General features: G+C 64.5%; 19 protein-coding genes. 9 read left to right on the top strand and 10 right to left on the bottom strand.

Annotated features, from left to right (window positions below; all coding sequences use genetic code 11):
- Positions 1-45: 45 nt before the first annotated feature.
- Positions 46-1,440, top strand: coding sequence for a VOC family protein (locus tag DCO48_RS12435; protein ID WP_116550907.1), 1,395 nt, complete (start codon positions 46-48; stop codon positions 1,438-1,440).
- Between the two features lie 73 nt (positions 1,441-1,513).
- Here the strand turns inward: DCO48_RS12435 and DCO48_RS12430 are convergent, their stop codons facing one another.
- Positions 1,514-2,458, bottom strand: coding sequence for a LysR substrate-binding domain-containing protein (locus tag DCO48_RS12430; RefSeq protein ID WP_116550906.1), 945 nt, complete (start codon positions 2,456-2,458; stop codon positions 1,514-1,516).
- Positions 2,459-2,610: 152 nt separating this feature from the next.
- Here DCO48_RS12430 and DCO48_RS12425 point away from each other — a divergent pair, with 152 nt between their 5' ends.
- A complete protein-coding gene (locus DCO48_RS12425; RefSeq protein ID WP_116550905.1) occupies positions 2,611-4,005 on the top strand; it encodes a NorM family multidrug efflux MATE transporter in 1,395 nt (464 codons plus the stop codon).
- Between the two features lie 17 nt (positions 4,006-4,022).
- Here DCO48_RS12425 and DCO48_RS12420 read toward each other — a convergent pair whose 3' ends face one another.
- Positions 4,023-5,687, bottom strand: coding sequence for a bifunctional diguanylate cyclase/phosphodiesterase (locus DCO48_RS12420; protein WP_116550904.1), 1,665 nt, complete (start codon positions 5,685-5,687; stop codon positions 4,023-4,025).
- Between the two features lie 168 nt (positions 5,688-5,855).
- Here DCO48_RS12420 and rep point away from each other — a divergent pair, with 168 nt between their 5' ends.
- A complete protein-coding gene (gene rep / locus DCO48_RS12415) occupies positions 5,856-7,865 on the top strand; it encodes a DNA helicase Rep (protein ID WP_116550903.1) in 2,010 nt (669 codons plus the stop codon).
- 62 nt (positions 7,866-7,927) lie between these two features.
- Positions 7,928-8,500, top strand: coding sequence for a xanthine phosphoribosyltransferase (locus DCO48_RS12410; RefSeq protein ID WP_116550902.1), 573 nt, complete (start codon positions 7,928-7,930; stop codon positions 8,498-8,500).
- A gap of 43 nt (positions 8,501-8,543) precedes the next feature.
- On the opposite strand, the gene DCO48_RS12405 is transcribed toward DCO48_RS12410, so the two are convergent.
- The 5 genes from DCO48_RS12405 to dadA form a co-directional block, all read right to left on the bottom strand.
- Positions 8,544-10,409: an acetyl-CoA hydrolase/transferase C-terminal domain-containing protein gene (locus tag DCO48_RS12405; RefSeq protein WP_116550989.1), complete on the bottom strand. Its 1,866-nt coding sequence runs from the start codon at positions 10,407-10,409 to the stop codon at positions 8,544-8,546.
- Between the two features lie 110 nt (positions 10,410-10,519).
- Complete coding sequence (locus DCO48_RS12400) at positions 10,520-10,942, bottom strand: cytochrome c5 family protein (protein ID WP_177410612.1); 423 nt, start codon at positions 10,940-10,942, stop codon at positions 10,520-10,522.
- Between the two features lie 145 nt (positions 10,943-11,087).
- The gene (locus DCO48_RS12395; RefSeq protein ID WP_116550900.1) at positions 11,088-11,636 is read right to left on the bottom strand and encodes a cupin domain-containing protein; all 549 of its coding nucleotides are present in this window, start codon (positions 11,634-11,636) and stop codon (positions 11,088-11,090) included.
- Positions 11,637-11,744: 108 nt separating this feature from the next.
- A complete protein-coding gene (gene alr / locus DCO48_RS12390; protein ID WP_116550899.1) occupies positions 11,745-12,818 on the bottom strand; it encodes an alanine racemase in 1,074 nt (357 codons plus the stop codon).
- Positions 12,819-12,933: 115 nt separating this feature from the next.
- Positions 12,934-14,235 (bottom strand): D-amino acid dehydrogenase, encoded by a 1,302-nt coding sequence (gene dadA, locus DCO48_RS12385; protein ID WP_116550898.1) that lies wholly within the window; start codon positions 14,233-14,235, stop codon positions 12,934-12,936.
- A 156-nt stretch (positions 14,236-14,391) separates the two neighbouring features.
- Here dadA and dadR point away from each other — a divergent pair, with 156 nt between their 5' ends.
- The gene (gene dadR, locus DCO48_RS12380; protein ID WP_042121505.1) at positions 14,392-14,880 is read left to right on the top strand and encodes a transcriptional regulator DadR; all 489 of its coding nucleotides are present in this window, start codon (positions 14,392-14,394) and stop codon (positions 14,878-14,880) included.
- Between the two features lie 3 nt (positions 14,881-14,883).
- On the opposite strand, the gene DCO48_RS12375 is transcribed toward dadR, so the two are convergent.
- On the bottom strand, positions 14,884-15,237 hold the full coding sequence (locus DCO48_RS12375) for a YkgJ family cysteine cluster protein (protein WP_116550897.1): 354 nt from the start codon (positions 15,235-15,237) through the stop codon (positions 14,884-14,886).
- A gap of 114 nt (positions 15,238-15,351) precedes the next feature.
- Between DCO48_RS12375 and DCO48_RS12370 the strand changes: the two genes are divergently transcribed.
- Complete coding sequence (locus DCO48_RS12370; RefSeq protein ID WP_116550896.1) at positions 15,352-16,656, top strand: FAD-binding oxidoreductase; 1,305 nt, start codon at positions 15,352-15,354, stop codon at positions 16,654-16,656.
- Here the strand turns inward: DCO48_RS12370 and DCO48_RS12365 are convergent.
- Complete coding sequence (locus DCO48_RS12365) at positions 16,653-16,886, bottom strand: DUF1127 domain-containing protein (protein ID WP_116550895.1); 234 nt, start codon at positions 16,884-16,886, stop codon at positions 16,653-16,655. The two genes, DCO48_RS12370 and DCO48_RS12365, sit on opposite strands and share 4 nt — an antisense overlap.
- A 177-nt stretch (positions 16,887-17,063) precedes the next feature.
- Between DCO48_RS12365 and DCO48_RS12360 the strand changes: the two genes are divergently transcribed.
- From DCO48_RS12360 to DCO48_RS12350, 3 genes are all read left to right on the top strand, one after another.
- Complete coding sequence (locus tag DCO48_RS12360; protein ID WP_116550894.1) at positions 17,064-18,488, top strand: PLP-dependent aminotransferase family protein; 1,425 nt, start codon at positions 17,064-17,066, stop codon at positions 18,486-18,488.
- A gap of 63 nt (positions 18,489-18,551) precedes the next feature.
- Complete coding sequence (locus tag DCO48_RS12355) at positions 18,552-20,105, top strand: phospholipase D family protein (protein WP_371919505.1); 1,554 nt, start codon at positions 18,552-18,554, stop codon at positions 20,103-20,105.
- A 104-nt stretch (positions 20,106-20,209) separates the two neighbouring features.
- A complete protein-coding gene (locus tag DCO48_RS12350) occupies positions 20,210-20,434 on the top strand; it encodes an I78 family peptidase inhibitor (RefSeq protein WP_256584064.1) in 225 nt (74 codons plus the stop codon).
- 62 nt (positions 20,435-20,496) lie between these two features.
- Here DCO48_RS12350 and DCO48_RS12345 read toward each other — a convergent pair whose 3' ends face one another.
- Positions 20,497-21,636, bottom strand: a complete 1,140-nt coding sequence (locus DCO48_RS12345; protein ID WP_116550987.1) for an MFS transporter — start codon at positions 21,634-21,636, stop codon at positions 20,497-20,499.
- Positions 21,637-21,696: the final 60 nt, after the last annotated feature.

The following is a 21,696-nucleotide window of genomic DNA, read 5'->3' as shown; positions in this document are numbered from 1 at the left end:
CCTCGCTTTCATGTAAGCGTGACCTTCACCACCAGGAAGCTTTCGATGCCCGCTCAAGATTTCGTCAGCCCGGACAGCATTCGCGCGCAGTTTTCTGCGGCCATGTCGCTCATGTACAAGCAGGAAGTGCCGCTGTATGGCCGCCTGCTGACACTGGTGAGCGAGACCAACCAGCAGGTGCTGGACGAACGCCCGCAGTTGGCCGAGGCCCTGCGCTGGACCGGTGAAATCGAGCGGCTCGATCAGGAGCGCCATGGCGCGATCCGCGTCGGCACCGCAGCGGAGCTGGCCACCATCGGCCGGCTGTTCGCGGTGATGGGCATGCAGCCGGTGGGTTATTACGACCTGAGTTCGGCGGGGGTGCCGGTGCATTCCACGGCATTTCGCGCGGTGCATGAACAGTCGTTGCAGGTGAGCCCGTTCCGCGTGTTCACGTCGTTGCTGCGCCTGGAACTGATCGACAACTCTGAGCTACGCGAGCTGGCCCGGTCGATTCTGGCCCGCCGGCAGATCTTCACCCCACGGGCACTGGCCTTGATCGAGCAATGCGAACGCGAAGGCGGCCTGCGCGCCGAGGACGCCCGCGCCTTTGTCCAGGAAGCCCTGCACACCTTCCGCTGGCACCCACACGCCACGGTCACGGCGGCGCAGTACCAGCAGTTGCACGACCAGCACCGGCTGATCGCCGATGTGGTGGCGTTCAAGGGCCCGCATATCAATCACCTGACACCGCGCACCCTGGATATCGACGCGATCCAGCGCGGCATGCCGGCCAAAGGTATCCCGCCGAAGGCGGTGATCGAGGGACCGCCGCCGCGCCAGCAGCCAATCCTGTTGCGCCAGACCAGTTTCAAGGCACTGGAGGAGCGCGTGGCGTTCAGCGATCAGACGGCAGCGGCCGGCAGCCATACGGCGCGCTTTGGCGAGATCGAGCAGCGTGGCGCCGCGCTCACGCCCAAGGGCCGGCAGTTGTATGACCGGCTGCTGGAGGCGGCGCGTGAGGCCTTGGGCGGAGTGCCGGCGGAAGCGAATGCCGAGCGTTACATGCAGTTGTTGAGCGAGCAGTTCGAAGCGTTTGCCGATGACCTCGGGCAGATGCGCGAGCAGGGCCTGGCATATTTCCGCTACTTCCCGACTGAGCGCGGGCTGGCGGCGCGCGGCGCGCCGGGGCGACCGACAACGCTGGAGGGCTTGGTGGCGGCCGGGCATGTGCACTTCGAGGCGCTGGTGTATGAGGACTTCTTGCCGGTCAGTGCGGCGGGGATTTTCCAGTCGAACCTGGGCGATGAGGCGCAGAGCGAATATGGCAGCAATGCCAATCGCGAGGCGTTCGAGCAGGCGCTGGGCAAAGCCGTGCAGGATGAGCTGGCGCTGTATGCACTGAGTGAGCAGCGGTCGCTGGAAGCCTGTGCCCGGGCCCTGGATCTGCCGGAGCTGTGAGCCTGAAACCGGCGCTGATTCGGCCAGGCATCGATTTGCCTGCGTCGGTTACCCGGATACTTAGCACAACCGATTATTCGCCGAGGATGGCCTCATTTGCCTTCAGGATTTTCACATCGGGCAACGCCATGGCCTGCACTTCGCCTTGCAGAAAGTCGGCCAGCCGACGCAGACGCTCACCGCCCGGGCGGGTGCGCGGCCACACCAGGAAGTAGTCCAGGCCACTGACCACCGCCGTCGGCCAGGGCAGGCTGAGGCGACCCTGGGCGACATCTTCGGCCACCATCAACAGGTCGCCCATCGACACGCCATAGCCGCGTGCGGCGGCGATCATGCCCAGTTCGAGGGTGTCGAACACCTGCCCGCCCTTGAGCGACACCTGCTCGCTGAGGCCCATGCAGGCCAGCCAGCTGCGCCAGTCGCGCTTGTCCGGCGTCGGGTGCAGCAGCTCGCAGGCAGCCAGGCGGGCGGCGTCCCACGGCTGCTCGCTGAGCAGCGCCGGCGCCCCCACCGGGATCAGCAATTCGGCGAACAGCCGGCGCACTTCCCAGTCCGGCGGAAAGTGGCCGTCGCCCAGCAGCACCGCGCAATCGAACGGTTCGTGATTGAAGTCGACGTGGTCGACGTCCATCCAGGCGCTGGTCAGTTGCACCTCGTTGCCCGGCTGTAGATGGCGGAAGCGGCTGAGCCGTGCCAGCAACCAGCGCATGGTCAGGGTCGAAGGCGCCTTCATGCGCAGCACGCCCTCCTCGCTACGTAATGTATTGCAGGCACGTTCCAGCGCACCGAAGCCTTCGCGCACACCGGGCAGCAGCAGCCGCGCCGCTTCGCTCAACTGCAGGGTGCGGCCGTTGCGCAGGAACAGCCGGCAGGCGAAGTGCTCTTCGAGGGTGCGGATATGGCGACTGACCGCGCTCTGGGTGATCGATAACTCATCGGCGGCACGGCTGAACGAGCTGTGCCGGGCGGCCGCCTCGAACGCGCGCAGAGCGTACAGAGGCGGTAATCTGTTTGACATGGGCGGCTCCACAGCGGGTCGTCGAATGGATGTACTGGATCATACTCGCATGAGTTTTAGTCATGCCAATGATCGTTTTTATCCTTTTGCGCAGTGGCCGGTAAAGGCCGAGAATCGACCTCTTGCTGATTGCTTCAAAAAGGGAGACCACCATGCAGGCTGCGCCCACTCATGAACTCAAGGCACTGTTGCGGCTGGCCGGGCCGCTGATCGCCTCGCAGTTGGCGCACATGCTGATGGTGTTGACCGACACCCTGATGATGGCCCGTATCAGCCCCGAGGCCCTGGCCGGCGGCGGCCTCGGTGCGGCCAGCTATTCGTTCGTATCGATCTTCTGCCTGGGGGTGATCGCGGCCGTCGGCACCCTGGTCGCGATCCGTCAGGGCGCCGGCGATATCGGCGGCGCCACCCGCCTGACCCAAGCCGGGCTCTGGCTGGCCTGGGGCATGGCGATCGTTGCCGCGCTGGTGCTGTGGAACCTGCAACCGGTGCTGCTTGCCCTTGGGCAAACGCCGGAGAACGTCGCCCATGCCGGGCAGTTCCTGCTGCTGCTGCCGCTGGCCCTGCCCGGTTACCTGAGCTTCATGGCCCTGCGCGGGTTCACCAGCGCGCTGGGGCGCTCGGCGCCGGTGATGGTCATCAGCCTGGTCGGCACGCTGCTGAACTTCCTGCTGAACTATGCCCTGATCGAGGGCCTGTTCGGCCTGCCCAAGCTCGGCCTGATGGGCATCGGCCTGGTGACGGCGATCGTCGCCAACCTGATGGCGGTGGCCCTGGCGCTGTACATCGGCCTGCACAAGGCCTACCTGGCCTACCCGATTCGCCAGGGCCTGAGCCGGCCGTCGCTGCCGGCACTGCGCGAGCTGTGGCGGCTGGGCCTGCCGATTGGCGGCACCTACACCGTGGAAGTCGGGCTGTTCGCCTTTGCCGCGCTGTGCATCGGTACCATGGGCAGCACCGACCTGGGCGCACACCAGATCGCCCTGCAGATCGTGTCGACGGCGTTCATGATTCCAGCAGGGTTGTCGTATGCGGTCACCATGCGGGTGGGCCTGCATTACGGAGGCGGCAACCTGTTGCTGGCACGGCATGCCGGGCGGGTCGGAATCGGCTTCGGCGCGTCGATGATGCTGGGCTTCTCGCTGCTGTTCTGGCTGTTCCCGGAGGCCCTGGTGGGGCTGTTCGTCGACCGTAGCGACCCGGCGTTTGCCGGCGTCTTCAGCCTGGCGGTGAGCCTGGTGATGACGGCGGCGTGGTTCGAGCTGTTCGATGGCATCCAGACCATTGCGATGGGTTCGATTCGCGGGCTGAAGGACGCCAAGACCACCTTCCTGGTGGGGCTGGGGTGCTACTGGCTGATCGGCGCACCGGCGGCGTGGATCTTTGCCTTCCCGCTGCAAGGTGGCGCGGTGGGCGTGTGGTGGGGCCTGGCGCTGGGGCTGGCGTGCGCGGCGGTGAGCCTGACCTGGGCGTTTGAATGGAAGATGAAGCGAATGCTGGGGGCCAGTGGGTTTACAGCGACTGCTGGGGCCTCATCGCGGGACTAGCCCGCGCTTGTAGGCGTTCACACCGCTACCGGCTCCTGCGCCGCGCCCAGCAGCAGGTAATCCACCAGCAATTCGAACGGCAACGGCTTGCTGATCAGGTAGCCCTGCACCTGATCGCAGCCGAAGCTGCGCAGCAGGTCCATCTGCTCTGGCGTCTCCACCCCTTCGGCCACCACCTCCAGGTGAAGGTTGTGCGCCAGGTTGATCATCGCGTGCACCAGCTTGCGGTTCTCTTCGCGCTGTTCCATGCCGCCGACAAAGCTGCGGTCGACCTTGAGCAAGGTGATCGGCAAGCTGTTCAGGTGTACAAACGAGGAGAAGCCGGTGCCGAAGTCGTCCAGCGAGAACCTCACGCCCAAACGCCCCAAGGCATCCATGGTCTGCTTCACCAGGTCGTTGCGGCGCATCACCGCGGTTTCGGTCAGCTCGAACTCCAGCCAGCGCGCATCCACCCCATGCTCAATGATCAACCGGCTCAGGGTCGCCAGCAACTGGCTGTCCTGGAACTGGCGGAACGACAGGTTCACCGCCATGTGCAACGGGCCCAGGCCCTGCTCGCGCAACGCCTGCATGTCGCGCAGTGCACGGGAAATCACCCAGTAACCGAGCGGCACGATCAAACCGCTCTGCTCGGCCAGCGGCACGAACTCGCTCGGCGGCAGCAGGCCGCGCTCGGCATGCCGCCAGCGTACCAGCGCCTCAAGGCCGACAATGCGCCCGTCGCTGAGGTCCAGGCGCGGCTGGTAGTGCAGTTCCAGCTCGTCGCGACGCAAGGCCCGGCGCAGCTCGGCTTCAAGGTCGGCCAGGCTGCGCGCGTTGCGATTGATACGTTCATTGAACACATGGAAGGTGCACCCCTGGGTGCTCTTGGCCTGCTGCATGGCTATGTGCGCGTGCCACATCAGCGGGTCGGCACCGGCTTGCGCGCGGGCATGCGCGACCCCCAGGCTGGCGCCGAGCAGCAGGCTTTCGCCGTCGATCCAGTAGGGCTCGGCCAGCACCTCGACAATCCGCTCGGCCATCCACTCGGCGCGCTGCGGCTCGCGCCGGGTGTCGATCAGCAGGGCAAACTCGTCGCTGCCCAGCCGCGCCACCTGATCGCCGGCCTCCAGCTGGCTTTTCAGCCGGCCGACCACCTGCAGGATCAGCCGGTCGCCAGCCTGATGACCCAGGGCATCGTTGGCATGGCGGAAGTTGTCCAGGTCCAGGTGCCCAAGGGCGACACCACGGCCGTCGTTTTCGGCCAGGCGCGCGGCCAGCAAGGTCTGGAAGCCCTGGCGGTTGGCGATGCCGGTCAGCGGATCCTGTTCGGCCAGGCGCTGCAAGGTAGCCTCAAGCACACCGCGCTCACGCACGTGGCGCAGGCAGCGGCGCAGCGTGTCGGTACTCAATTGGCCGCGGACCAGCCAGTCGCTGACACCCGGCGGCGCATCGTCCGGCTCGGCGTCGAGCAGCAGGATCATCGGCAGGTCGCAGCGACCCGGCGCCGGTTGCAGGCGCGGGGTGGCCAGCACCAACGCGTTGCGGTCGCGGGCAAACAAGCTGTCGACCGAATCCCAGCTCGGCGCGGTCAGCAATACCGCCGCGCCGAACAGCGGCAGCAGGCACTCTCCGAGGCGTGCCGCCCAATCCGGCTCATCAGCCAACAGCAGCAAACGCAACGGTTCGACAGGCGTAGACAAGCTGGCTCCTTAGCGTGTGGGCATCAATTCGCCACGCATCCTGCGGGAAAGTAGCAGAACCGGCAAATTTAGATAGCGTGCTGCATCACACTGTCAGACGGTCGCGGCACAAATCGCTCGCGCCTGTTAAAATGCCCGGCTATTTTTCAGCGACCCCCGGTTAACGTCATGTCCCGACTCAACCCCCGGCAACAGGAAGCCGTGAATTATGTCGGCGGCCCTCTTTTGGTGCTCGCCGGTGCAGGCTCCGGCAAGACCAGCGTGATCACGCGCAAGATCGCCCACCTGGTGCAGAACTGTGGCATTCGTGCGCAGTACATCGTCGCGATGACCTTCACCAACAAGGCCGCGCGCGAGATGAAAGAGCGGGTCGGCAGCCTGCTGCGCCCGGGCGAAGGCCGCGGCCTGACGGTGTGTACGTTCCACAACCTGGGCCTGAACATCATCCGCAAGGAGCATGAACGGCTGGGCTACAAGCCGGGGTTCTCGATTTTCGACGAGACCGACGTCAAAGCCCTGATGGCCGACATCATGCAGAAGGAGTACTCCGGGGACGACGGCGTCGACGAGATCAAGAACATGATCGGCGCCTGGAAAAACGACCTGATCCTGCCGCCCGAGGCGCTGGAACAGGCGCGCAACCCCAAGGAACAGACCGCCGCCATCGTCTATGCCCACTACCAGCGTACGCTCAAGGCGTTCAACGCGGTGGACTTCGACGACCTGATCCTGCTGCCGGTCAAGCTGTTCCAGGAACATGCCGACATCCTCGAAAAGTGGCAGAACCGTGTCCGCTATCTGCTGGTGGACGAATACCAGGACACCAACGCCAGCCAGTACCTGCTGGTGAAGATGCTGATCGGTACGCGCAACCAGTTCACCGTGGTGGGCGACGACGACCAGTCGATCTACGCCTGGCGCGGCGCGCGCCCGGAAAACCTGATGCTGCTCAAGGACGACTATCCGTCTCTGAAAGTGGTGATGCTCGAACAGAACTACCGCTCCACCAGCCGTATCCTGCGCTGCGCCAACGTGCTGATCTCGAACAACCCGCACGAATTCGAGAAGCAGCTGTGGAGTGACATGGGCCACGGCGACGAAATCCGCGTGATCCGCTGCAAGAACGAGGAAGCCGAGGCCGAGCGCGTGGCCATGGAAATCCTCAGCCTGCACCTGCGCACCGACCGCCCGTACAGCGATTTCGCCATCCTCTATCGCGGTAACTACCAGGCCAAACTGATCGAACTGAAGCTGCAGCACCACCAGGTGCCCTACCGTCTGTCGGGCGGCAACAGCTTCTTCGGGCGCCAGGAAGTGAAGGACCTGATGGCCTACTTCCGCCTGCTGGTGAACCCGGACGACGACAACGCCTACCTGCGGGTAATCAACGTGCCGCGCCGGGAAATCGGCTCGACCACCCTGGAAAAGCTCGGCAACTACGCCACCGAGCGCAAGATCTCGATGTACGCCGCCAGCGAGGAGCTGGGCCTGAGCGAGCACCTCGACAGTCGCTTCACCGACCGCCTGCAGCGCTTCAAGCGCTGGATGGACGGGGTGCGCGAGCAGGTTGCGCTGAACGACCCGATTGCGGCGCTGCGCAGCATGGTCATGGACATCGACTACGAAAACTGGATTCGCACGAACAGCTCCAGCGACAAGGCCGCGGACTTCCGCATGGGCAACGTCTGGTTCCTGATCGAAGCGTTGAAGAACACCCTCGAGAAGGATGACGAGGGGGAAATGACGATCGAGGAGGCCATCGGCAAGCTTGTCCTGCGCGATATGCTCGAACGTCAGCAGGAAGAGGAAGACGGCGCCGAGGGTGTGCAGATGATGACCCTGCATGCCTCCAAGGGCCTGGAGTTCCCCTACGTGTTCATCATGGGCATGGAAGAGGAAATCCTCCCGCACCGTTCCAGCATCGAGGCGGACACCATCGAGGAAGAGCGGCGCCTGGCGTACGTGGGGATTACCCGCGCACGGCAGACGCTGGCGTTCACCTTTGCCGCCAAGCGCAAGCAGTACGGCGAAATCATCGATTGCTCGCCCAGCCGCTTCCTGGACGAGCTGCCCGACGACGACCTGGCCTGGGAGGGCCTGGACGACGCCCCGGTCGAGGTCAAGGCCGCGCGCGGCAATAACGCATTGGCGGATATCCGCGCGATGCTCAAACGTTAGATAATCCCACTTTGTCCTGGCCTGTTGCCGGGGCCACATGGCTACATCGAGGAAATACCACAGTGGAAGCACTGCACCAGAAGATTCGCGAAGAAGGCATCGTGCTTTCCGATCAGGTCCTTAAAGTCGATGCGTTTCTCAACCATCAGATCGACCCTGCACTGATGAACCTGATTGGCGACGAGTTCGCCAAGCGTTTCGCCGACTCGGGCGTCACCAAGATCGTCACCATCGAAGCCTCGGGCATCGCCCCGGCAGTGATGACGGGCCTGAAGCTGGGCGTGCCGGTGATCTTCGCGCGCAAGCACCAGTCGCTGACCCTGACCGAAAACCTGCTGACCGCCTCGGTGTACTCCTTCACCAAGCAGACCGAGAACACTGTCGCGATTTCGCCGCGTCACCTGAACAGCAGCGACCGCGTGCTGGTGATCGATGACTTCCTGGCTAACGGTAAAGCCTCGCAGGCGCTGATTTCGATCATCAAGCAGGCCGGTGCCACCGTTGCCGGCCTGGGTATCGTGATCGAGAAGTCGTTCCAGGGCGGTCGTGCCGAGCTGGACAGCCAGGGTTACCGGGTTGAATCGCTGGCCCGCGTGCAATCGCTGGCCGGTGGTGTGGTGACCTTCATCGAGTAAGCGTGACGGCCCTATCGCGGGACGAGTCGGGGCGCCGCACCGACTAGTCCCGCGATGAGGCCCGCAAGCCCGCCAGCAACAAACGCTGGTACACCTCCTCCCGCAACCCCTGCGGCTGCGCCAGCCCCATGCGCTGCAATTGCGCTGGGTAGTCCTGCGCCGCCGGCGCCTCCAGTGCCGCCCTGCCCAGCTGCAACACCTCGCTCAGCTTCAGCTTGCTCTTAAGCCAGTTCAACGCGCGCAACACGTCGCGCTCCTCAGCGGTGAAATCACTGCCCAACGGATACTCCGGGAACAACCGCACATGCCGCGCACGGAGCGTTTCCAGGCGCTGCGGCGTGTTCTGGGCAAAACGCGGATCGAGCACAAAATCCCCAGGCAGTTTGCCGGCCTGCTGCGCCTGCTCGATCAACTCAGCCTGGAAGCGCGAATCGCTGATCGCCAGCAACCGCGCGATCACCTCGGCATCGGTCTGCCCGCGCAGATCGGCTATCCCGTACTCGGTGACAACGATGTCGCGCAAATGCCGCGGGATGGTGCAATGGCCATAGCGCCAGACCAGGTTCGAGGTCACCTCGCCACCCGCCTCGCGCCAGCTGCGCAGCAGCAGGATAGAGCGTGCGCCTTCCAGCGCATGGCCCTGGGCGACGAAGTTGTACTGCCCACCTACCCCGCTCAGTACCCGCCCATCCTCCAACTGGTCGGCCACCGCCGCGCCCAGCAGGGTGTGGCAGAACACCGTGTTGATGAAGCGCGCGTCACGGCGCTGCGCCCGCTTGAGCGGCTCATCGCCGTACAGCTCGTTGATGTAGCTGATCGCACTCATGGCAAAGCGTTTGCGCTGGGCCAGCGGCATCTCGCGCAAGCGCTGGTAAAACGCCTGCGGCCCCAGGAAGAAACCGCCATGCACCAGCACGCCGTCGGCCACCGGGCGGCGCACGATGCCGGCCTCCACCAACGCCAGCAGGCCGTTGACGAACATCTCGCTGCAGCCATAGAGGCCCTCGGCAAACGGTGCCAAGCCCCCTTCACGGTCGATCAGGCCCTGCCAGGGAGAGAGGTCCAGCTCATCGAGCAACGCCCGGTAACCCGTGGTATCCGCCTGGCGTGCCAGCAGCGCGGCGGTCAGTGCATCGCCCATGGCGCCGATACCGACCTGCAGGGTGCCGCCGTCGCGCACCAGGGTGCTGGCGTGCAGGCCGATGAAATGGTCCTGGGTGGTGACCGGCATGTTCGGTGTGGAAAACAGCCGGCTGCGCTCGGGCTGCTCGATCAACAGGTCGAAGGCTTCGCGCGGCAGCTCGCAGGCGCCGGGCATATACGGCAGCTCGGTATGCACCTGGCCGAGGAGCAGGATGGTCTCCCCCGCTGCTCGGCGTCGCGCGACCAGCGGCAGCAGGTCGAGGGTGATATCCGGGTTGCAGCTCAGGCTCAACTGACCAGGGCGTTCGGGATCTTCGGCAACCAGTTGGGCGATCAGGTTCAGGCCCTTGGCGTTGATGTCGCGCGCCGCATGGCTGTAGTTGCTGCTGACGTAGTCCTGCTGGGCGGCCTGGCTGTGCAGCAGGCTGCCCGGCTGCATGAAGAACTGCTCGACGCGGATGTTCGGCGGCAGGCGGTCGGCGCGCAGGTCGGCGAGGTAGTCGAGTTCGGGGTAATCGGCGAACACCCGCGCGACAAAGGGTTCGAGAAAGCGCCGCTGCAGGCCGTCGCCCAAGGCCGGGCGGCCGAGACTGAGGGCGGTGTAGAGGGTCAACTGGCGCTCCGGCAGGTCGCGCACTCGGGCATACAGGGCGTTGACGAAGCGGTTGGGCTTGCCCAGCCCCAGCGGCAGGCCCATGTGGATATGCGCCGGCAGGCGCGCGAGCACCTCGTCCACCGCCGTGTCGATCGAACAGCTGTACGCCATCTCGGCCTCCTGTGGCATCCCTCAATCCAGGTTGGACCGAGCATGCCCGGAGAATGCCGCAGAAACAACAAAGCCCGCACAAGGCGGGCTTTGTTAGCGAAGCGCGAAGCTTACAGGCCGGACATCTTCTTGATGGCGCCCCTGAGATCTTCATCCGAGCAGTCGGCACAGGTACCTTTCGGCGGCATCGCGTTCACACCGGTGATGGCTTTGGCAAGGATGCCGTCCAGGCCACCCTGGTGATCCGCACGCTCTTTCCAGGCAGCGGTGTCGCCGATCTTCGGCGCATTCAGCAGACCAGTGCCATGGCAAGCGTTGCAGTGCTTGGCAATGATTTCGTCGGGGGTCTTGGCACCGCCGCCGCCGGCCGAGGCCGCCACTTCCATTCCCTTGCATTCCTGACCTTGAACACAGACCTGGCCGACCGGCTCCAGTCGCTTGGCGATGTCGTCGTTGGTCGCAGCCTGAACACTAACGGCCCAAAGGGCTACTACGGCAGCTGGTACGGCCAGCATTTTCTTGATTAGATTCACGCGTACACCCTCATGGTGGCTAGTCACGCCCGCGGCCACGGTTTCGCAGGCGGCGCAAGTATAACGGGAACCCTGCCCCACCGAAACAACCCTATAGTCCAAAGGGGTTTAGCCGCGACAATCAGCCGCGCCTTACACCTGGGAACTAGAAGTTCGCCGGGGTTGCCGCACTGATCAGCCGCGCCGGCTCATCATAGGGGTTGCGGAAACGATGTGGCTTGGTGCTCTCGAAATAGTAGCTGTCGCCCGCTTCGAGGACGAAAGTTTCCAGGCCCACTACCAACTCGAGTTTACCTTCGAGCAGGATGCCGGTCTCTTCGCCGTCGTGGGTGAGCATCTCTTCACCGGTATCGGCACCGGGCGGGTAGATCTCGTTGAGGAAGGCGATGGCCCGGCTCGGGTGCGCCTTGCCAACCAGCTTCATGGTGACCGCACCGTCTGAAATGTCGATCAGCTCGTGGGCTTTGTAGACGATCTGCGTCGGGTTTTCCGGCTGCAGTTCTTCGGAAAAGAACTCGACCATGGACATCGGAATACCGCCCAGCACCTTGCGCAGCGAGCTGATCGAAGGGCTGACGCTGTTCTTCTCGATCATCGAGATCGTGCTGTTGGTGACGCCCGCGCGTTTGGCGAGTTCACGTTGAGACAGGCCCTTGAGCTTGCGAATGGCTTGCAGTCGTTCACCGACGTCCAATGCTGGAGCCCTCCTAAACGAACGAGTGGGGTCGAAATTGAACGGTATCATCGCAACAGCGTTCAGTATTTACAACACTTCGACCCGCAGCCTGTCCGCTTTGGCGCCTCAATCGCCGCTGTAGACCAGCGGCACCCGACGCAGGTTGCAGAAGATCTGGTACGGGATGGTGCCGGCGTGCATCGCTACATCGCTGGCCAACACGTTTTTACCCCACAGCTCGACCGGGCTGCCGAGGCCGGCTTCCGGCACATCGGTCAGGTCGATGCAGAGCATGTCCATCGAGACCCGACCGATGATCTGGCTGCGCTTGCCGGCCACCAGCACCGGGGTGCCGGTGGGTGCCTGACGCGGGTAGCCGTCGGCATAGCCCATGGCAACCACACCCACCCGGGTCGGGCGCGGGCTGATGAATTTGGCGCCGTAGCCCACCGGCTCGCCGGCCGGCAGTTCACGCACGCAGATCACTTTCGACTCCAGGGTCATCACCGGCTGCAAACGCGCGGCTTCGGCCTGCGGCACGTCGAACGGCGTCGCGCCGTACAGCATGATGCCCGGACGCACCCAGTCGCTGGGCACTTGTGGCCAGCCAAGCACGGCCGGCGAGTTGCGCAGGCTGATTTCGGCACTCAGGCCCTGGCGCGCCGCTTCGAACACGGCCACCTGTTCGCTGCTGGCGCTGCTGTCGAGCTCGTCGGCGCGAGCGAAGTGGCTCATCAGCACGATCTTCGACACCTTGCCGGTGGCCAGCAGGCGCTGATAGGCCGCCTGATAATCCTTCGGGTGCAGACCGACGCGGTGCATGCCCGAGTCGAGCTTGAGCCAGACATTGATCGGCTTGGCCAGGCGGGTCTGCTCGATGGCTTCGAGCTGCCATAGCGAATGCACCACGCACCACAGGTCATGCTCGACGATCAGCGCCAGCTCGCTGGCCTCGAAGATACCTTCGAGCAGCAGTACCGGTGCCTTGATCCCGCCGGCACGCAGGGCTAGCGCTTCCTCGATGCAGGCCACGGCAAAACCATCGGCGTCGGCTTCCAGCGCCTGGGCACAACGCACGGCGCCATGCCCATAGGCATCGGCCTTGATCACCGCCAGGGCACGGGCCCCGGACAGCTGACGCGCGAGTTGATAGTTGTGACGCAGTGCTTGGAGGTCGATCAGGGCACGGGCGGGACGCATGACGGCAGCCTTCTGGCAGTCTGGGTGGAAATAAAAACCCGGTGCGTACGCGCAGCATTGTGGGCCGCAGGCCACACCGGGCGAGGGAGCAGGTACTAACGACAGGTTACCGCCATCACTGGTGAGCGGGGGCTGGCTGACCGTGTTTGGCGACTTCCTGCTTGCTGCCGTAGCGCGAAATGTCCAGGCCTTCGGCGCTGATCTGCGGCTTCTTGCGCGCAATCAGGTCGGCCAGCAAGCGACCGGAACCGCAGGCCATGGTCCAGCCGAGCGTGCCGTGACCGGTATTCAGGAACAGGTTACGGAACGGCGTGGCACCGACGATCGGCGTACCGTCCGGGGTAGTCGGACGCAGGCCGGTCCAGAAACTGGCCTGGCTCAGGTCGCCGCCACGAGGATAAAGATCGTTGACGATCATCTCCAGCGTTTCGCGTCGACGCGGGTTCAGCGACAGGTCAAAACCGGCGATCTCCGCCATGCCGCCAACGCGGATGCGGTTGTCGAAACGGGTGATTGCGACCTTGTAGGTCTCGTCGAGAATGGTCGAGGTCGGGGCCATCGCCGGATCGGTGATCGGCACGGTCAACGAGTAGCCCTTGAGCGGGTACACCGGCGCCTTGATACCCAGCGGCTTGAGCAACTGCGGCGAGTAGCTGCCCAGCGCCAGCACGTAGCGGTCGGCGGTTTCCAGCTTGCCGTCGATCCACACGCCGTTGATTCGGTCGCCGGCGTAGTCGAGGCGCTGGATGTCCTGGCCGAAGCGGAATTCGACGCCCAGCTTGATCGCCATCTCGGCCAGGCGAGTGGTGAACAGTTGGCAGTCGCCGGTCTGGTCGTTGGGCAGGCGCAGGGCGCCGGCCAGAATGTCGGTGACGTTGGCCAGGGCCGGTTCGACGCGGGCGATGCCGGCGCGGTCGAGCACTTCGTAGGGGACGCCGGACTGTTCGAGTACGGCGATATCCTTGGCCGCGTTGTCCAGCTGCGCCTGGGTACGGAACAGTTGGGTGGTGCCCAGGGTGCGGCCTTCGTAGGCGATGCCGGTTTCGGCGCGCAGCTCGTCGAGGCAGTCGCGGCTGTACTCGGACAGGCGGACCATGCGCTCCTTGTTCACCGCATAGCGGTTAGCGGTGCAGTTGCGCAGCATTTGCGCCATCCACAGGTACTGGTCGATATCGGCAGTGGCCTTGATCGCCAGCGGGGCGTGGCGCTCCAGCAGCCACTTGATGGCCTTGAGCGGCACACCCGGGGCGGCCCACGGCGAGGCATAACCCGGCGAGACCTGGCCGGCGTTGGCAAAACTGGTTTCCATGGCCACTGCCGGCTGGCGATCGACCACCACAACCTCGAAACCTTGCCGCGCCAGGTAGTAGGCACTGGCGGTCCCGATGACACCGCTACCAAGTACCAGAACTCGCATGTTGTTATCCCTCGAAGCGGCGCACCGCAGACATTTATTGTGAATGGCGTAGATGCGCGCAGTATAGGAATCTCGGGGCAGTGCTTTTCACTATATAAAAGCCTATATTTGGCGAGAATACTTGGCGAAAACGGCTTTTACAGAGGGGCATCCACTATGAGAACCCAGCACCAGAGCAAGCGCGAACTGGACAAGATCGACCGCAACATTCTGCGCATCCTGCAAACCGACGGGCGCATCTCCTTTACCGAACTGGGCGAGAAGGTCGGCCTGTCGACCACCCCGTGCACCGAACGGGTACGGCGCCTGGAGCGCGAAGGGATCATCATGGGCTACAACGCCCGACTCAACCCGCAGCACCTCAAGGGCAGCCTGCTGGTGTTCGTCGAGATCAGCCTGGACTACAAGTCCGGCGACACCTTCGAGGAGTTCCGCCGTGCCGTGCTGAAGCTGCCGCACGTGCTGGAGTGCCACCTGGTGTCGGGAGATTTCGACTACCTGGTGAAAGCGCGGATCTCGGAGATGGCCTCCTACCGCAAGCTGCTCGGCGACATCCTGCTGAAGTTGCCGCACGTGCGCGAATCGAAGAGCTATATCGTCATGGAAGAGGTGAAAGAGAGCCTCAACCTGCCGATTCCGGATTGAGGCTCAGACCAGCACCTGGCGGGTGCTGGCGATGTAGTCGTGGACCAGGCGCTCGGCCTGTGGATCGATCGGCTCGGCCGGGCCACGGCCATTCGGGCACGGCAGGCGCGGCGTAGTGCCGAACAGCCGGCAGATCAGCGGGCGCTCCTCGTACACCGTGCAGCCATTGGGCCCCAGGTGCACACAGTTGAGTTCGGCCAGTGCCGCCTCCTGCTCGGCAGCGCTCTTGCGCGGCAGCCGGGCCATTTCTGCCGAGGAGGTGGTGACCGGCCCGCAGCAGTCGTGGCAGCCGGGCACACACTCGAAGGACGGGATCTGCTCGCGCAAGAAGCGGATCTTGTGGCTGTTGCAACTCATGGTGGCCTTCGATGAAGCAGGAATAGGCGGCAATTTTGCCTGATGGTTGCCGCTTCATGAAAGTGCGGCTTATCCTGCGTCAATTTTTCCAAACACCCGAATCAGGACCTCGCCATGACCGTCGGTGCTTCCCAGCCCGCCTCGCACACCGCTTCCTACTATGCCGCGCACAGCCTGCCGCAGCCGGACTATGCAGCGCTGCGCGGCGAGCAGGTGTGCGACGTGTGCGTGGTTGGCGGCGGCTTTTCCGGGTTGAACACCGCCATCGAGCTGGCCGAACGCGGCCTCAGCGTGGTGCTGCTGGAAGCTCGGCGCATTGGCTGGGGCGCCAGCGGGCGCAATGGTGGCCAGCTGATTCGCGGGGTTGGCCATGGCCTCGAGCAGTTCCGCGCGCAACTCGGCGACAGCGGCGTGCGCGAACTGAAACTGATGGGCCTGGAAGCGGTGGAAATTGTCCGCCAGCGAATCGAGCGCCACGCCATCGACTGCGACCTGACCTGGGGTTACTGCGACCTGGCCAACAAGCCGCGCGATTACCAGGGCTTCATCGAGGACGCCGAAGAGCTGCAGAGCCTCGGCTATCGCCATGAGCTACGCCTGATCGAAGCGGCGCAGATGGGCTCGGTGATCGGCTCACAGCGGTATGTGGGGGGCATGGTCGACATGGGCTCGGGCCACCTGCACCCGCTGAACCTGGCCATCGGCGAAGCCGCCGTGGCCGCGCAACTGGGCGTGCGGCTGTACGAACAGTCGGCAGTCACCCGCATCGACTACGGCCCGCACGTACGGGTGCACACCGCGCAAGGCACGGTACGCGCCAACACGCTGGTGCTCGGCTGTAACGCCTACCTGAACGACCTCAACCCGCAGTTGGGCGGCAAGGTGCTCCCGGCTGGCAGCTACATCATCGCCACCGAGCCCCTGAGCGAAGCCCAGGCCAGGCAGTTGCTCCCGCAGAACATGGCCGTCTGCGACCAGCGGGTGACGGTGGATTACTTCCGCCTCTCGGCCGACCGCCGACTGCTGTTCGGTGGCGCCTGTCACTACTCCGGCCGCGACCCGCAGGACATCGCCGGCTATATGCGGCCGAAAATGCTGAAGGTGTTCCCGCAACTGGCCGAGGTACGCATCGACTACCAGTGGGGCGGCATGATCGGTATCGGCGCCAACCGCCTGCCGCAGATCGGTCGCCTGCGCGAGCACCCGAATGTGTATTACGCCCAGGCCTATTCCGGCCATGGCCTGAACGCCACGCACCTGGCCGGACGGCTGCTCGGCGAGGCGATCAGCGGTGAACAGGGCGGACGCTTCGACCTGTTCGCCCAGGTGCCACACATCACCTTCCCTGGCGGCAAACACCTGCGTTCGCCGCTGCTGGCACTGGGCATGCTCTGGCATCGGCTGAAAGAGCTGGTTTAACCCTTCCAGAACGGCTTGATGCCTTCACGCCAGGCCTGCTCGGCGGTCAGGCCGATATCGCGCAACTGCTCGGCGTCCAGTTCGAGCAGGTCCCGGCGCGAGCGCCAGCGGTGCAGCAGCAATTGCCAACGACTCATCGCTGTCGAAGCGCTGCTGTAGAGCTGTGGACGTTGTACGTCCTGCAACTCGTCGCCATGCAGCTTCAGGCGCACATCGCTCAAGCCGTTCATCGTGTCATTCCTCCAGGGTGGGTAGACCGTGTAGAAATGATGCAGGCTTGTTAAAAAGCATTACAGATTCACCGGCAGACAATTAATTCCATACAGATCTGCCGGATTCAGCTCTGAATGATGTATTTTTCCCACATCTGTATTGGTAGTTTTCTGTAGGAAAACCAGGAGTACGCCATGACGCTCTATGTCAACCTTGCCGAATTGCTGGGCGCACGCATCGAACAGGGGCTATACCGGCCCGGCGACCGTCTACCGTCGGTGCGGGCGCTGAGCGTCGAGCATGGCGTGAGCCTGAGCACCGTGCAGCAGGCCTACCGGCTGCTGGAAGACAACGGCCTGGCGGCACCGCGACCGAAGTCCGGCTACTTCGTCCCCACCGACCGCAACCTCCCGGCACTACCGGCCGTGAGCCGCCCAGCCCAGCGCCCGGTGGAAATCTCGCAGTGGGAACAGGTGGTCGAATTGGTCCGCAGCACGCCGAGCAAAGATGTGGTGCAACTGGGCCGCGGCATGCCCGACGTCAACTGCCCGACGCTCAAGCCGCTGTTGCGCAGCCTGGCCCAGTTGAGCCGCCGGCAGGACATGCCGGGCCTGTATTACGACACCATCTGCGGCACCCCGGCCCTGCGCGAGCAGGTCGCACGGCTGATGCTCGACTCCGGCTGTACCCTGAGCGCCGCCGACCTGGTGATCACCACCGGCTGTCACGAAGCGCTGTCGGCCAGCATTCGCGCGGTGTGCGAGCCGGGCGATATCGTCGCAGTGGATTCGCCGAGCTTCCACGGCGCCATGCAAACCCTGAAGGGCCTGGGCATGAAAGCCCTGGAAATCCCCACCGACCCGATTACCGGGATCAGCCTGGAAGCGCTGGAACTGGCCCTGGAACAGTGGCCGATCAAGCTGATCCAGCTCACCCCCAGTTGCAACAACCCACTCGGCTACATCATGCCCGAGGCCCGCAAACGTGCGCTGCTGACCCTGGCCCAGCGCTTCGACGTGGCGATCCTCGAAGATGACGTCTACGGCGACCTGGCCTATACCTACCCACGCCCACGCACCATCAAGTCGTTCGACGAAGACGGCCGGGTACTGCTCTGCAGTTCGTTCTCGAAAACCCTGGCACCAGGCCTGCGCATCGGCTGGGTAGCGCCGGGACGCTACCTGGAGCGGGTGCTGCACATGAAGTACATCAGCACCGGCTGCACGGCCACCCAGCCGCAGTTGGCCATCGCCGATTTCATCGAGTGCGGCCACTACCAGCCGCATGTGCGGCGCATGCGCAGCCAGTACCAGCGCGGCCGCGACCAGATGATCGACTGGGTCACCCGCTACTTTCCGGTCGGTACCCGCTGCAGTCGTCCGCAAGGTGGCTTCATGCTCTGGGTGGAATTGCCGGAGAGTTTCGACACACTGCGCCTGAACCGGGCTTTACTTGAGCAGGGCGTACAGATTGCGGTGGGCAGCATCTTTTCGGCCTCGGGCAAGTACCGCAACTGCCTGCGTATGAACTTCGCCGCGCGGCCGAGTGCCGAAGTGGAAGCGGCGGTGCGCAAGGTCGGCGAAAGCGCCATTCGTCTACTGGCCGCAGATCAGTCCTGAACGTAAGGTTCTGCCGCCTGCGCCCCCTCTACATAACCCTTGCGCCAGGACCTAGCCACGTTGATAACGCACCGGGTGTTGCCCTTTCTCCTGCTGCTGACGCTGGCCCTCGGCGGCTGCGCCAGTCTCGGCGGCCCTCGCCAGGTCAGCCAGGCCCTGCCGGCCAGCGACTCGACGTTCGGCCGCTCGGTGCAGCGCCAGGCCGCGCCCTACAGCGGCCGCTCGGGCTTTCGCCTGCTGCCCAACAGCAACGAGGCATTCCGCGCCCGCGCCGAGCTGATCCGCAACGCCCAGGGCAGCATCGACTTGCAGTACTACATCGTCCACGACGGGCTGAGCACCCGCGCCCTGGTGCACGAGCTGTTGCTGGCCGCCGACCGTGGCGTGCGCGTGCGCATCCTGCTCGACGACACCACCAGCGATGGCCTGGAAGACAGCATCGGCATGCTCGATGCCCACCCGAACATCCACATCCGCGTGTTCAACCCGTTGCACCTGGGCCGCAGCACCGGCGTCACCCGCGCCCTGGGGCGACTGTTCAACCTGTCGCTGCAGCACCGGCGCATGCACAACAAGCTGTTCCTGGTCGACAGCAGTATGGCCATCGTCGGTGGGCGCAACCTTGGCGACGAATACTTCGATGCCGAGCCGAACCTGAATTTCACCGACATCGACCTGCTCGGAGTCGGCCCGGTGGCCGAGCAGCTCGGGCACAGCTTCGACCAGTACTGGAACAGCGCCCTGAGCCGACCGATCGGCGACTTCCTCTACCGCAAGCCCGACGCCGACGACCTGCGCGCCAGCCGCCAGCACCTGGATGCCTCGCTGGCCGAGGCCAAGGTCAAGCGCTCGGCGCTGTACGAGCGACTGATGGCCTACCAGCGCAACCCGCGCCTGGACGTGTGGCGCAACGAGCTGATCTGGGCGCACAACCAGGCCCTATGGGATGCACCGAGCAAAATCCTGGCCCGCGACGAGCCAGACCCGCAACTGCTGATGACCCGGCAACTGGCGCCCGAGCTGAACAGCGTTCAGCACGAGCTGATCCTGATTTCCGCCTACTTCGTGCCCGGCGAGACCGGCCTGCTGTACCTGACCGGCCGCGCCGATGCCGGAGTGGCGGTAGACCTGCTGACCAACTCGCTGGAAGCCACCGACGTGCCGGCCGTGCATGGTGGCTACGCACCGTACCGCAAGGCCTTGCTCGAACATGGTGTGCGCCTGCACGAGCTGCGGCGCCAGCCGGGCGACCCGCACAACGTACGGATCCAGCCCTTTGGCAGCGCCTCGGACTCCAGCCTGCACAGCAAGGCGATTGTCTTCGACCGGCGCAAGACCTTCATCGGCTCGTTCAACTTCGACCCACGCTCGGTGCTCTGGAATACCGAGGTCGGCGTGCTGGTCGACAGCCGGGAACTGGCCGAGTACACCCGCGAGCTGGCCGCCCAGGGTATGGCGCCAGCCCTCAGCTACGAGCCGAAACTGGAGAACGGACAGTTGGTCTGGGTGACCGAGGACAACGGCCAGTTGCACACCCTGACCACCGAGCCCGGCGGCCTGTGGCGGCGCTTCAATGCCTGGATCAGCAAGGCGGTGGGCCTGGAACAGATGCTCTAGTCGTGCCCAGGGCCCGATAAATAGGTAGTGCCTGCCGACCGGGCTCAGGCCGGAGTATGGCGCTCGTCCCTACGGACAACCCATTACTGAACGGAATCGGAACCATGACTCAATGCACCCCTAGCCTGTCCAACGAAGAAGTCGAAGCTGCCCTGGCACACCTGATCGGTACTGACTACGAAAGCAGCCTGAAGGCCGAAGTCAGCACCCTGACGGGACGCGAACGCGTCAATGGCCCAGGCGACTTCTCCACTAAGGAATACGATCCTAAGCGTGTGACCCTGGTCACCGACGACAAGAACATCATCACCCGAATCTGCTTTGGCTGATCGTTGAAGCGAAACCAGCGCGCTGCTGCGGGCTGGTTTCCGAGCCCGGGCCAGGCCCCTTCTCAGGCAGCCGCCGGCTCGAATGCATTCGGGCGGCGCACCAGCACTACCAAGCCGAAGGCCCCAGCGGCCATCAACAGCGGCAACGCATGACCACTCACCCACTGCCCGCCCGCTCCCGCCAGCAATGGGCCGATCAGGCAGCCAATGCCCCACAGCTGGGCGACATGGGCGTTGGCCCGAACCAGCGCATCGTCGCGAAAGCGCTCGCCGATCAGGATCAGCGACAGGGTGAACAACCCGCCAGCACTGGCACCGAACAGCACCCACAGCGGCCAGATCAATGGCGTCTGCATCAGCAGCGGGATCAGCAGGCTCGACCCCAGCAACGTCACCGCGCAACCGCTGAACAGCGTACGCCGCGACATGCGGTCGGCCAGCGCACCGATCGGCAACTGCAACACGGCATCGCCGACCACCACGGTACTGACCATGAACAACGCCAGCTCGGCGCTGAACCCTTGCTGCAGGCAGTACACCGGCAACAGGGTGAGGATCATCGCCTCGAAGGCGGCGAACAGGGCGATGCCCCAGGCGATCACCGGCAGGCTTTTACAGAACCCGACCAGGTCGCGCAGGCTCACCGCGCCAGCCTCGCTGCTCGGCGCGCCACTGCGGCCGATCAACGCCAACGGGGCCAGCAGCATCAGACCGACACCGATCCAGAAGCCCAGGTCGTCGGCGCTACCGACCACCCCGAGCAGCAGCGGCCCAGCCAGCTGGCTAAGGGCGTAGCTACTGCCATACAGCGCCACCAGGCGACCGCGCCAGGCTTCAACGACGATCTGATTGATCCAGCTTTCGCCAAGGATGAATACGATGGTCAGGATCACCCCGATCACCAGGCGCAGCAGCAGCCACACCGGGTAATACGGCAACAGCGCCAGCAAGCCGATCGACACCGCACCGGCGAGCAGGCACAGGCGCATCAGGTTGACCGTGCCCAGGCGCGCGGCGAGCCGGCTCGACAGGCTCGCGCCGACCAGCACACCGATTGCCGGCATGGCGGCCATGACGCCGATGGCAAAGCTGCCATAGCCCCAGGCTTCCAGGCGCAGCGATACCAATGGCATGCTCACGCCCAGGGTCAGGCCGACACTGAGCACGGCCGAGAGCACGGCGAAATAGGTTCCCCAGCGCATTTCACGCTCCTGATCGGTGTTGAATGCAAACGCGGGACGAGCCCGCTCCCACAGCGTCAT

Source organism: Pseudomonas sp. SDI (genome assembly GCF_003105155.1).
Classification (GTDB): domain Bacteria; phylum Pseudomonadota; class Gammaproteobacteria; order Pseudomonadales; family Pseudomonadaceae; genus Aquipseudomonas.
The sequence above is the reverse complement of the archived record's forward strand: the minus strand, read 5'-3'. Positions and strand labels throughout refer to the sequence as shown.